We start from the raw sequence: 12481 nt of genomic DNA on the forward strand, positions 1-12481 counted from the left end.
GGACGTAGTAAAATTAAAAAATACTACGTCCCCTGTTATTTTTTTGTCATTATCGTTAAAAAAATATCAAAAACATATTGACAAATAATTAACACACAGTTATACTATGACCATTGAAACGATAGTAACACAGTTACAGGGAGGATAATCAAAATGGCAAAGAAAAAAGAGGCAGTACCAGAGATTATTGATAATGTCGAAGCTCTTGAAGCAAAGATGAAGGCGATGAGAGAAGCACAGAAGATCTTCGCTACATTCACACAGGAGCAGGTAGATAAGATCTTCTTCGAGGCAGCAATGGCAGCAAACAAGATGCGAATTCCTCTTGCAAAACAGGCAGTTGAGGAAACTGGTCGTGGTATCGTGGAAGATAAGGTTATTAAGAATCATTACGCAGCAGAGTATATTTACAATGCTTATAAGAATACCAAGACTTGCGGAGTTATTGAAGAAGACCCAGCATATGGAATTAAGAAGATTGCGGAACCAATTGGCCTTGTAGCGGCAGTTATTCCTACAACTAACCCAACATCAACAGCAATTTTCAAAACATTGATCTGCTTGAAGACCAGAAATGCAATTATCATCAGTCCACATCCGGCAGCAAAAGCCTGTACGATCGCTGCAGCAAAGATTGTTCTGGATGCAGCTGTCAAAGCAGGAGCACCGGAAGGAATTATCGGATGGATTGACGTTCCGTCCCTGGAACTTACCAATACAGTTATGAGAGATGCAGATATTATCCTTGCAACAGGTGGACCTGGAATGGTGAAGGCTGCATACTCTTCAGGAAAACCGGCACTTGGCGTTGGACCTGGAAATACTCCTGTTATTATTGACGAGACAGCAGATATCAAGATGGCAGTAAATTCTATCATTCATTCTAAAACATTTGACAATGGTATGATCTGTGCATCCGAACAGTCTGTAACGGTGCTCGACAGTATCTATGATGAAGTAAAGAAAGAATTTGCATATCGTGGATGCTATTTCCTGAAAAAAGGCGAAGAGCTGGATAAAGTTCGTAAGACTATCATTATCAACGGTGCCTTAAATAATAAGATCCCAGGAAAATCTGCATATGAGATTGCAAAACTCGCAGGTGTAGATGTTCCGGAAGATACCAAGATCTTAATCGGTGAAGTGGAATCCGTTGATATCTCTGAAGAATTTGCGCATGAGAAATTATCTCCGGTACTTGGAATGTACCGAGCAAAAACATTTGATGAAGCCCTTGCAAAAGCTGAACAGTTGGTAGCAGATGGCGGATATGGACATACATCTTCTCTGTATATTCATCCTGCAGAGAAAGAGAAGATTGCAAAACATGCAGAAGCAATGAAGACTTGTCGTATCTTAATCAATACTCCATCTTCTCAGGGCGGTATCGGTGATCTTTATAACTTTAAACTTGCTCCATCTCTTACACTTGGATGTGGTTCTTGGGGAGGCAACTCTGTATCTGAGAACGTAGGTGTAAAACATCTGATTAACATTAAGACGGTCGCAGAGAGGAGAGAAAATATGCTGTGGTTTAGAACACCTGAGAAAGTATACTTTAAGAAAGGCTGTATGCCGGTGGCACTCGATGAACTCGGAACAGTGATGCACAAGAAAAAAGCATTTATCGTAACAGATACCTTCTTATATAAAAATGGTTATGTAAAACCAATTGAAGAGAAATTAGACCAGATGGGAATTCAGCATACATGCTTCTATGAAGTAGCACCAGATCCGACTCTGCAGTGTGCACAAAAAGGAACAGACCAGATGAGAGCATTTGAACCAGATACAATCATCGCACTTGGCGGTGGATCTGCAATGGATGCAGCGAAGATTATGTGGCTGATGTATGAGCATCCAGAAGCAAACTTTGAAGACATGGCTATGGACTTCATGGATATTCGCAAGAGAGTATTTACCTTCCCAAAAATGGGAGAGAAAGCCTACTTTGTTGCAATCCCGACATCTTCTGGTACAGGTTCTGAAGTGACACCATTTGCCATCATCACTGATGCAGAGACAGGCGTAAAATGGCCGATTGCAGATTACGAATTACTTCCAGATATGGCAATCGTCGACGTAGATAATGCAATGACAGCTCCAAAAGGACTGACAAGCGCATCCGGTATCGACGTTATGACACATGCAATCGAAGCATACGTATCCATTATGGCAACAGACTACACAGATGGACTTGCAATGAAAGCCGTTAAGATGGTATTCGATTATCTGCCATCTGCATATGCAAACGGAGCCAATGACCCAATCGCAAGAGAAAAGATGGCAAATGCATCCTGTATGGCTGGTATGGCATTCGCAAATGCTTTCCTTGGCCTGAACCACTCCATGGCCCACAAACTTGGAGCATTCCATCACTTGCCACACGGTGTCGCAAACGCAGTTCTCCTGACAGAAGTCATGAGATACAATGCAGCAGAAGTTCCGACCAAGATGGGAACATTCTCCCAGTACCAGTATCCACACGCACTTGCAAGATACGCAGAATTAGGACGCTTTGCCGGATGCCAAGGCAAGACAGACGAAGAAGTATTCGAAAACTTCCTCGCAAAACTGGAAGACCTCAAAGAAAAGATCGGAATCAAAAAATCCATCAAAGAATACGGAATCGATGAGAAATACTTCCTCGATACATTGGATGATATGGTTGAACAAGCCTTCAACGACCAGTGTACAGGAGCAAACCCGAGATATCCACTCATGAAAGAAATGAAAGAAATCTATCTGAAGTGTTACTACGGTTAATATTAGGGACGTAGACTTTTTAAAAAAGTCTACGTCCCTAATTGTGTTTTGTGGTGTACCTAAATGGAAAAAGGGGTGTACCCAAATGAATAAAGTTAATTATTTAACAATAAAAATATGCAATAAAAATAAGTTAAAAAAATATCAAATTACTCTTTCCAAATGAAATTTAAGGGTGTATAATGCAGTTAACAAATAAAAGATCGGAAGTATTATACAAGGAGGCACAGCTTATGAAACTTGAAGGAAGTAATTTGATCGTGAAACGTCCGTACAAAGAAGTCTACAAATGCGATAAAGAGATTGTCAAGGTATTCGAGACCACACATCCAAAATCTGCAGTGTTTAATGAGGCGTTGAATACAGTAAGAGTAGAGGAATCAGGATTGGATATTCCGCAATTAAAAGAGGTTACACAGATTGATGGCAAATGGGCTCTGGTTATAGAGTATAAAGAAGGAAAGACTTTGGAAGAGATGATGAAGGTGGACCATGATAATCTGGAAAAATATATGTCAGATTTTGTGGATCTGCAGCTGAAGGTTCAGAGTAAGAAAGCGCCGATGCTTAACAAATTAAAGGATAAACTGGCGAGACAGATTAATGGACTAAAAGAATTAGATGCAACACAGAGGTATGAATTGTTGACCCGTCTGGAGAGTATGCCGAAGCACACTAAGCTTTGCCACGGTGATTTTAATCCAAGTAATGTAATTGTAGGAAAGAATGGCAAGATGACGGTTGTTGACTGGGCGCATGCGACCCAGGGAAATGCCAGTGCGGATGCAGCTATGACTTACCTTCTTTTTGCACTGAAAGATCAGGATGCAGCTGACCTCTATATGAAGCTTTTCTGCAAGAAGAGTGACACTGCAAAGCAGTATGTACAGCAATGGCTTCCAATCGTAGCAGCATCACAGTTAGAAAAAGATAATGAGCTGGAAAAAGATTTCCTCATGAAATGGATTGACGTTATGGATTATCAATAGCCATGTTGAATAAAAGAGAATAAAGTAAAAGAGAATAAAGTAAAAGAGAGAGAATACGGAAAATAAATTCCATATCCTCTCTCTTATGTTATATGATGAGATACATATTATCTATCTGCGAAGTTAATAAGCAAGATAAAAATATCATATTAAAATATTAATAAAAGACATTTCCACCAATATTAATTCCCTGAACTCCAGAACCAGCATAATTGAAGTTATAGCAATGAATAACCGCAGAGTGCCGTGCACCGCCCAAAGCGGCCTGTGCAACAGAATATGCTGTGGAGGATGGTCCCTTTGCAAGGACACGCTCCAAAGAACCGTTCCAGGTAGGACTAAATTGTCCAGACTGATAAATGACACCGCGTAAGGTGCTTGGATAACTCGGGCTGGAGACACGGTTCATGATAACCGTTGCTACAGCTAACATACCATCATAGCTATTACCGGCCTCACATTGGAGTAAAGCGGCAAACAAAGCTACATCTGAGGTGGAAGCATCGATTGGATTTCCTCCGTTGGTAGTTGAACCTGAAGAACCATTGTTGTTCTGACCACCATTGCCAGGCGATGTGACAGAACCAGCAATCTGATTATTCTGTGCAGTTTTACTTGCTTCCTCAGCGGCACGTGCACGGTCCAGCTGTTCTTTATAATCATCCAATTGTCCGGAAGTAGAAGCAATCTTTGAGTTGAGCTCTTCTTCTTTTGCGGTCAGATCACTTTGCATTTGTGCAAGTTCTTCCTGCTTTGCAGTCAGATTCTCTTGTTTTTTTTCTACATTGACACGAACCTCTTTTAACTCGTCCAACATATGTCTGTCATACTCACTGATAGTTGAGACATATTCTGCCTTATTCAGAAAATCAGCCATATCTTCTGAAGAAAATAATATCTGCAATAAAGAAACATTGCCACCTTCATACATGAATTTGATTCTATCTTTCATGGAATCATACTGCAGTTCTTCATTTAATTGAGCTGCGGCCAAATCCAGCTTGGCTTTCTCGACCTCAGCTGATAAGTCCTCAATCTGAGCTGCGGCAGAGTCCAACTCAGCGCTTAGAGCAGATAATTGGCTGTTCAAATCATCTAACTGATCTTGTAATCCACCTGTCGTTATCTCCAATTCATCAGCAGAAGGCGCTGCGAATACCGGAATATTTGTAGAAGCAATTGTTACGGTGGAGATAGCAATTGCTATGAGTGACCGTAATATACGTTGCTTTTTTGGGTTTATCATATTCATATCCTTTCTATCTACGATAAGTGCACAACATATTATACAACAAATTGCTTTATAAAGCAAACTTTGTTAGAATAGAATATAGAATTTAAGATTGAGAGGAATGCATATGAAAAAATATGAAGAAGAGCATTATAAATATGACAATATAAAAAAACATATTTATCCTTGGATAAAAGAAGAACTTACGGATACACAGGCCTTGAATGGCAAGAGGATTTCTGAACAGGATACTCCTGTTGTGGCATTTATCGGTGATTTGAAGATTATATTTGTTATTAAAAGAAGCGATGAAGCATATGAAGTTCTAAAGGATAATATGCTTCCGCCGGAATGCGATATTGAGGAATTATATCACACAGCTTGTGAGAATTTGAACAGAGATGTAGAATTTGTCATTGCAAATACCTGGTATGGCGGATTTGCGGTTCTTGCAGACGGACACCATGAAGCAAGTGCTTTATGCTTTAAGCATATCTGGCAAGTTTGTGTAGACAAATTAAAAGACGATCTGATCATTATGGTGCCGGCAAAGGATACGATCCTATTTGCACCAGCCGGACAGAAACAGGTTGTAGAAAAGTTAATCGAACATGGAGAACAGGCGTATGAACAGGCTCAGAATAAGATTAGCAGATCGCTGATGTTATTTTCAAAAGATAGAAAGGAATTATCTGCATATGAGAAGTAAGATAAAATTAATAGCGCTTGATCTGGACGGAACGCTCCTGACTTCAGAGAAAAAGATTACGCCGTATACAGAAAAGGTATTGAAGGATGCGGCGGCACAGGGAATTATTGTGATGCCGGCGACCGGAAGACCAATCAGTGGAATCCCCAATGAATTATTTGATATTCTTGATTTTAAGTATGCGGTAACCGCCAACGGGGGAAGAATCATTGATGTGAGACAGAACAAGGCAATCTATGAGTGCCCCGTTCCATTAGAAACAGCAAGAATGCTTCTGGACATATTTGAACATTATGATACGTTAAGAGAGATTTATTACGATGGAAAGGGATATGCCGAGAAAGATGCATTGGAAGCTATTGATCGTTATCTTGAAGAGGCGCCGATGGCAGATTATCTGGTGAAGACCCGAATCGCAGTACCTGATATTCGTGCAAAGTTTGAGGAGGAGAACAGGGGAAGTGACAAGGTACAGGCAATATTTGCGAATATAGAAGATCGCAATGCAGCACTGGAAGAATTAAAAGCAATACCGGATATAGAGGTTACAGGTGCATTGACTAAGAATATAGAGGTTAATGCAGCAGGTGTCAGTAAAGGAAATGCTTTGATGCAGCTCGGAAATATTCTTGGAATTAATAGGAAAGAAATTATGGCATTTGGAGATGGATCGAATGATTTGAGCATGATACATAAGGCAGGTATTGGTGTTGCGATGCTTAATGGAACTGAAGAGGTAAGAGCAGCGGCAGATTATGTGACGACACTGTCGAATGACGAAGATGGAGTTGCACATTTTATAGAAGAGCATGTGCTGCAGTAAGAAAAGGAGAGAAAAATGTTAGATGTATTAAAAGTAATCATTCTGGGAATTGTTGAAGGTATTACGGAGTGGCTTCCTGTCAGCAGTACAGGGCATTTGATTCTGGTAGGGGATCTGCTTTCGCCAAGTATGAGCGATGAATTTATGGAAATGTTTAATGTTGTGATTCAATTGGGAGCGATTATGGCAGTCGTAGTTCTGTATTTTCATAAATTGAACCCATTCTCGCCAAAGAAAACCCAGAAGCAGAAGATGCTTACCTGGCAGATGTGGATTAAGGTATTGATTGCATCTGTTCCAGCTGCAGTGATAGGATTGTTGTTTAATGATATTTTAGATGAGATATTCTATAAACCATTGCCTGTAGCAGTTATGTTGATTGTCTATGGTATTCTCTTTATAATTGTAGAAAATCGGAATGCAGGAAGAAGAGCAACTGTAAGAAAAATCTCGGAGTTGACGGTTCCAATGCTTCTGTGGATTGGATTTTTTCAAATGTTAGCGTTAATTCCTGGAACTTCCAGGTCGGGTGCTACGATAATAGGAGCTTTGTTGATTGGTATTTCTAGAGAAGTGGCTGCGGAATTTACCTTCTTTCTTGCAATTCCGGTCATGTTTGGTGCAAGCTTCCTGAAGTTAGTAAAATTCGGGCTCCACTTTACAGGTTCAGAATTGGGACTTTTGCTCTTGGGATGTCTGGTGTCATTTGGATTGTCAATTGTTGCCATCAAGTTCCTGATGGGATATATCAAGAAGCATGATTTCAAGGTGTTTGGATATTACAGAATCGTGTTGGGAGCTTTGATCATTCTTGTGACGATTGTTCAGGCATTTCTTGCATAAAAATTTATCCATAGTCAAGTGGATTTTTCCTGTAAAATATGTGGAAAAATCCACTTGTTTTTTATGGAAAATATGATAAAATATGAACTAGCTTGTATTTTTATGCAGAATAATAAATAAAGCAAATTGGAGGAGATTAGGTATGAAACTGAAAAAAATAGTTAGTGTATTATTAGTAGCTGCATGTGTATTCTCATTGGCAGCATGTGGATCTAAGAAAGATTCTGGAGAATCTGAGGATGGTGGCAAGGCTGACAAATTGGTAATGGCTACCAACGCAGAATTCCCACCGTATGAATACCATGAGGGTGATGAAATTGTTGGAATTGATGCTGAGATTGCAGAAGCTATTGCAGAAGAACTTGGCATGGAACTAGAGATTGAAGATATGGCATTTGATTCTATCATTCCGGCTGTTACAGCAGGAAAAGCTGATATAGGTGTTGCTGGTATGACTGTTACGGAAGACCGTAAGGAAAGTGTAGACTTTTCAGAGCCATATGCAACAGCAACGCAGGTTGTTATTGTAAAAGAGGACAGCGATATTGCAGGACCAGATGATCTGGTAGGAAAGAAAGTCGGTGTACAGTTAGGAACAACAGGTGATATCTATGCAAGTGATATCGAAGATGCAACTGTTGAGCAGTATAACAAAGGTTTTGAAGCAGTTCAGGCATTGACACAGGGCAAGATCGATGCAGTTGTAATCGATGGTCAGCCTGCAAAAGAGTTCGTAAAAGAAGCAGAAGGCCTTAAGATCTTAGATGAAGCATTTACAGAAGAGGAATATGCAATTGCAATCGCAAAAGACAATACAGAGTTGAAAGACCAGATCAACGATGCTCTTGCAAAGTTAAAAGATTCTGGTAAGTTAGACGAAATCATTGGAAAATACATTAAAGCAGACGCTGAATAATCAGAGAGTAAGGATGTAGGGTATGTTACAGACATTTCAGGATAAATTTTATCTTAATTTTATAAAAGATGACCGTTGGAAATATATACTGGATGGATTGGGTGTTACACTCAGGGTAACGTTTTTTGCAGTTTTGATCGGTATTGTATTAGGTTTTCTGGTAGCAGTAGTCCGCTCCACTTGTGATAAGACAGGAAAACTTAAGATTTTGAACGCAATTTGTAAGCTTTATCTGACAGTAATCCGTGGAACACCAGTAGTTGTACAGCTGTTGATTATCTATTTTGTAATTTTCGGAAGTATGGATATCAGCAAGGTAATTGTTGCAGTAATGGCGTTCGGATTGAATTCGGGAGCGTACGTGGCAGAGATCTTCCGTTCGGGAATTATGTCTGTGGACAGCGGGCAGTTCGAGGCAGGAAGAAGTCTTGGATTTAATTACGCCCAGACTATGATTTATATTATAATGCCGCAGGCATTTAAGAATGTTTTGCCGGCTTTGGGAAATGAGTTTATTGTACTTTTGAAAGAGACGTCTGTATCTGGTTATATTGCCCTGCAGGATCTTACCAAAGGCGGAGATATCATCAGAAGTCGTACATATGACGCTTTTATGCCTTTGATCGCTGTTGCATTGATTTATCTTGCAATGGTACTTATATTTACAAAGCTTGTAAATATTCTGGAAAGGAGGTTAAGAAGCAGTGACCACTAATCAAGGAGATACCTTAATTAAGGTAGAAGGATTACATAAGATCTTCGGGGAACTGCACGCGCTTAACGGAGTTTCCGAGGAAATAAAGAAAGGGGAGGTAGTAGTAATCGTTGGACCGTCTGGTTCTGGAAAATCTACTTTCCTGCGTTCATTGAATCTGTTAGAAGTACCTTCCAGAGGCCATGTGTATTTTGAAGGTGTTGATATAACAGATAAAAATGTAGACATTAATAAGCATCGTCAGAAGATGGGAATGGTATTCCAGCACTTTAATCTGTTCCCGCATAAGACGATTCTGCAGAATATTACGCTGGCACCAATCAAGCTTCTCGGACAGAAGACAGAAGATGCGCAGAAGCGGGCAATGGAACTGTTGGAATTGGTTGGGCTGCAGGAAAAAGCAAATGCTTATCCATCTCAATTATCAGGCGGACAGAAGCAGCGCATTGCGATTATCCGTTCCCTGGCAATGGATCCAGATGTTATGCTTTTTGATGAGCCGACATCAGCCCTTGATCCAGAGATGGTCGGTGAAGTTCTGGAGTTGATGAAGCAGCTTGCGAAAGATGGAATGACGATGGTGGTAGTGACCCATGAGATGGGATTTGCCAAAGAAGTCGCTTCCAGAGTTATTTTTATGGATGAAGGACAGATCAAAGAACAGGGAACTCCGAAAGAGTTCTTTGAACATCCGAAGGATCCGAGACTTCAGGAGTTCTTATCGAAGATATTGTAATAGAATATGATGTGTTAAAAGGATATCTTACAAAATGAGATATCCTTTTTTATATAAAATTGACTATTACTATAAGTGAACCCGAATATAGACATTAACGATTGGACAGAGATTTTTATCTTTAATATAATAAAATCAATATTTAAAAGTGTTTTTAGAATGGTAAATGATGTCGCAAAATGGGGGCATATATACATGAAAGAGAATTTTGACTTAAATGTCTGTTACAGAAAAGTATTTGAAATATTAAGTACAGAATGTAATATGCAAAAAGTAATCAACAGTATTGCAGATTATGCGGAAGTATCTTTTTTGGTAGTGGATATCGGAGGAAAAGTACTGGCTGCTTCTGACAAAAAACTGGATATAGGATGTCTGTCAGAACAAGAGATTGCTTACAAGGAATCTATGATTAAAATTATCTCTAAATGTATAGAATGTCAAAATAAGAATGAACAAAAAACATCTACTTATATAGAAGATGATGGAGAGTATAAAGTAGTTAATTCTATAGAAGTCAAAGGAAATACGGAAGGCTTTTGCATCGAAATGATTTCTTCAGATGCGGAGATGTCAGAAGATGAAAAAGAGATGATTTGTCAGGTAAATGACATCACCTGTCAGGCGTTGGGAATGGTGCTTGAACGTTATGGAACACAGGTCCATTATCATTCGTCTACCCTTAGGCGTATGATTGCAAGGAGCTTGTTTGAAGGAGAAACTGAAGAACGGTTGAGACTTAAGGGTATGCAGGAAATGTATGATGCATATGTAAAAGCACCATTTATTGTTGCTACTCTGGAATTAAAAAAAGATAGCATGATCCAGCTTCAGAAAGCCGGAAATCAGATAATGGATGTATATCACAATTCATTTGTATATATTAAGGAACGTACATTGTGTGTATTATTTTGCGATATTCATCTGGAAGAAACAGAAGGAATTATACGACATATTTTGGATGAAATCTGCGAGAAGTATGATATGCTCTGTGGATTTAGTGATGTATTTGAAAAAAGTGAACTGATTGATAAAAAAAGTTTTATGGCGTTAAGAGCACTTGAGATTGGGCGAAAAGTGGAACCGGATAAGAGACTATATATGGAATATGATTACTATATTCAGATCGTTTGTTCCTGTGCAGCGCCTTATATTGGGAAAGCGAGATATCTGGAAGATAAGCTTTTACAATTAAAATACGAGGATGAAGCGAAAGGGACTGAATTTTATAATACATTAAAAGAATATTTGCTTCATGGCAATAATGTAAGCATGACATCAAAGAAGTTATATATTCATCGGAATACGATGATCTATAGGCTTGGGAAAATTAATGAAATATTGGATGTAGATATTAATGATCCGGTAGTTTCCAGGCGTTTAATGCTCAGTATTATGCTTCAGGAGCAGAGCATGTGATTGTGCAGTTTGCATAATTGAGGTAACAATGTTTGTATGGAGAACAATTGGAATTTTGGGAAGCGTATGCTAAGATAAAAATGATAATGTGTGAGGAGAGTTAATATGAATATTATTAAAGAGCTTCCTGAGATTTTTGAAGAATTTGCAGAGCAAAAAAAACAGTCTTTTTTAACTATAAAGGAATTTAAAGAAAAGGGAACTCCTATAATAGGAGCGTATTGCTCTTACTTTCCGCGTGAAATAGCAATTGCTATGGGAGCTGTGCCGGTAGGATTATGCTCGTCATCCGAAGAAACGGTTCAGATTGCAGAGAGTATATTGCCGAAAAATATTTGCCCCTTAATTAAATCTAGCTATGGATATGCAATTTCTGACAGATGTCCATATTTTCATTTTTCTGATCTTGTTGTTGGAGAGACGACATGCGACGGAAAGAAAAAGATGTATGAGATGATGGCGGAATTTAAGGATGTCTTTGTGATGGAACTTCCCAATATTCAGTCTGAAAAAGGACTTGAGTTGTGGAAGCAGGAGATTATCCGCCTGAGACATTATTTGGAAGAAAAATTTCAAGTTGTTATTACGGAAGATGATATAAAGCATGCAATTCAGATTGAAAATCGACGAAGGATAGCGTTGAAACGCTTGTATGAAGTCATGAAATTGGATCCAGTTCCAATTATGGGGATGGAATTGCTTGATGTATTATATGGAAGCAAGTATAAGTTGAATCTGGAGAAAGTTCCAAAAGAATTGGACGCTTTGACGAATCAGATCCTGGAAGAGTATGAAGAGAAACCAAAGAAGGAACATCGTCCAAGAATACTGATAACAGGATGCCCAATTGGTGGAGATTCGAAAAAAGTCGTGAAAGCAATTGAGGATAACGGCGGTGTAGTGGTTGCTTTTGAAAATTGTACAGGTGCAAAAGTAATAGATAAATTAGTAGATGAGAATAATCCGGATGTATATGATGCGATCGCAAAAAAGTATTTTTATATTGGGTGTGCGATTATGACGCCAAATGATAATCGTATTGAGTTGTTAGGCCGGATGATCGATGACTTTAAAGTCGATGGAGTTGTGGAGATGATTTTGTCGGGATGTCATTCTGTTCAGATGGAATCAATTAGTGTTCGTAACTTTGTCAATGAAGAAAAGCATATTCCATATCTTGATATTGTTACGGATTATTCGCAAGGGGATATTGGACAGTTGAACACAAGGATGGCGGCATTTATTGAAATGCTCCGTATGAAATAATAATATAATAGATTTGGATGCTCACCATTTCGGTGAGCATTTTTTTCTTTGGGAAATTGTAGCTTATA

The 12481-nt window shown here is 39.0% G+C and carries 11 protein-coding genes; 10 read left to right on the forward strand and 1 reads right to left on the reverse strand.

The annotated features are described in order from the left end of the window. The first annotated feature begins 153 nt into the window (after positions 1–153). Together adhE and ABE613_RS04100 are read left to right on the forward strand one after the other, a co-directional pair. Positions 154–2766, forward strand: coding sequence for a bifunctional acetaldehyde-CoA/alcohol dehydrogenase (gene adhE / locus ABE613_RS04095; RefSeq protein WP_235233732.1), 2613 nt, complete (start codon positions 154–156; stop codon positions 2764–2766). A gap of 233 nt (positions 2767–2999) precedes the next feature. Next, a complete protein-coding gene (locus tag ABE613_RS04100) occupies positions 3000–3755 on the forward strand; it encodes an aminoglycoside phosphotransferase family protein (protein WP_235233733.1) in 756 nt (251 codons plus the stop codon). 157 nt (positions 3756–3912) lie between these two features. On the opposite strand, the gene ABE613_RS04105 is transcribed toward ABE613_RS04100, so the two are convergent. Further along, complete coding sequence (locus tag ABE613_RS04105) at positions 3913–5001, reverse strand: cell wall hydrolase (protein ID WP_347375746.1); 1089 nt, start codon at positions 4999–5001, stop codon at positions 3913–3915. Positions 5002–5113: 112 nt separating this feature from the next. Here ABE613_RS04105 and ABE613_RS04110 point away from each other — a divergent pair, with 112 nt between their 5' ends. The 8 genes from ABE613_RS04110 (at position 5114) to ABE613_RS04145 (ending at position 12413) form a co-directional block, all read left to right on the forward strand. Then, positions 5114–5695, forward strand: coding sequence for a DUF1444 domain-containing protein (locus ABE613_RS04110; RefSeq protein WP_347375747.1), 582 nt, complete (start codon positions 5114–5116; stop codon positions 5693–5695). Further along, complete coding sequence (locus ABE613_RS04115; protein WP_347375748.1) at positions 5685–6518, forward strand: Cof-type HAD-IIB family hydrolase; 834 nt, start codon at positions 5685–5687, stop codon at positions 6516–6518. Before ABE613_RS04110 ends, ABE613_RS04115 begins: the two co-directional genes overlap by 11 nt. A 15-nt stretch (positions 6519–6533) precedes the next feature. Next, positions 6534–7361, forward strand: a complete 828-nt coding sequence (locus ABE613_RS04120; protein WP_235233738.1) for an undecaprenyl-diphosphate phosphatase — start codon at positions 6534–6536, stop codon at positions 7359–7361. 142 nt (positions 7362–7503) lie between these two features. Beyond that, a complete protein-coding gene (locus tag ABE613_RS04125) occupies positions 7504–8277 on the forward strand; it encodes a basic amino acid ABC transporter substrate-binding protein (protein WP_235233739.1) in 774 nt (257 codons plus the stop codon). A gap of 22 nt (positions 8278–8299) precedes the next feature. Further along, the gene (locus ABE613_RS04130; RefSeq protein WP_235233740.1) at positions 8300–8992 is read left to right on the forward strand and encodes an amino acid ABC transporter permease; all 693 of its coding nucleotides are present in this window, start codon (positions 8300–8302) and stop codon (positions 8990–8992) included. Beyond that, positions 8982–9728 (forward strand): amino acid ABC transporter ATP-binding protein, encoded by a 747-nt coding sequence (locus tag ABE613_RS04135; protein WP_328282621.1) that lies wholly within the window; start codon positions 8982–8984, stop codon positions 9726–9728. The genes ABE613_RS04130 and ABE613_RS04135 overlap by 11 nt, the downstream gene beginning before the upstream one ends. A 195-nt stretch (positions 9729–9923) precedes the next feature. Continuing rightward, positions 9924–11147, forward strand: coding sequence for a PucR family transcriptional regulator (locus tag ABE613_RS04140; RefSeq protein WP_347375749.1), 1224 nt, complete (start codon positions 9924–9926; stop codon positions 11145–11147). 105 nt (positions 11148–11252) lie between these two features. Continuing rightward, positions 11253–12413 carry a double-cubane-cluster-containing anaerobic reductase gene (locus tag ABE613_RS04145; protein WP_347375750.1) on the forward strand — a complete coding sequence of 387 codons (1161 nt, stop codon included), beginning with the start codon at positions 11253–11255 and terminating at the stop codon, positions 12411–12413. Positions 12414–12481: the final 68 nt, after the last annotated feature.

Source organism: Dorea chungnamensis, from assembly GCF_039832125.1.
GTDB lineage: Bacteria > Bacillota > Clostridia > Lachnospirales > Lachnospiraceae > JAFBIX01.

Coding starts and splice junctions, on each gene's coding strand:
- adhE (WP_235233732.1), top strand. CDS start 154: ATGGCAAAGAAAAAAGAGGCAGTACCAGAGATTATTGATAATGTCGAA.
- ABE613_RS04100 (WP_235233733.1), top strand. CDS start 3,000: ATGAAACTTGAAGGAAGTAATTTGATCGTGAAACGTCCGTACAAAGAA.
- ABE613_RS04105 (WP_347375746.1), bottom strand. CDS start 5,001: ATGATAAACCCAAAAAAGCAACGTATATTACGGTCACTCATAGCAATT.
- ABE613_RS04110 (WP_347375747.1), top strand. CDS start 5,114: ATGAAAAAATATGAAGAAGAGCATTATAAATATGACAATATAAAAAAA.
- ABE613_RS04115 (WP_347375748.1), top strand. CDS start 5,685: ATGAGAAGTAAGATAAAATTAATAGCGCTTGATCTGGACGGAACGCTC.
- ABE613_RS04120 (WP_235233738.1), top strand. CDS start 6,534: ATGTTAGATGTATTAAAAGTAATCATTCTGGGAATTGTTGAAGGTATT.
- ABE613_RS04125 (WP_235233739.1), top strand. CDS start 7,504: ATGAAACTGAAAAAAATAGTTAGTGTATTATTAGTAGCTGCATGTGTA.
- ABE613_RS04130 (WP_235233740.1), top strand. CDS start 8,300: ATGTTACAGACATTTCAGGATAAATTTTATCTTAATTTTATAAAAGAT.
- ABE613_RS04140 (WP_347375749.1), top strand. CDS start 9,924: ATGAAAGAGAATTTTGACTTAAATGTCTGTTACAGAAAAGTATTTGAA.
- ABE613_RS04145 (WP_347375750.1), top strand. CDS start 11,253: ATGAATATTATTAAAGAGCTTCCTGAGATTTTTGAAGAATTTGCAGAG.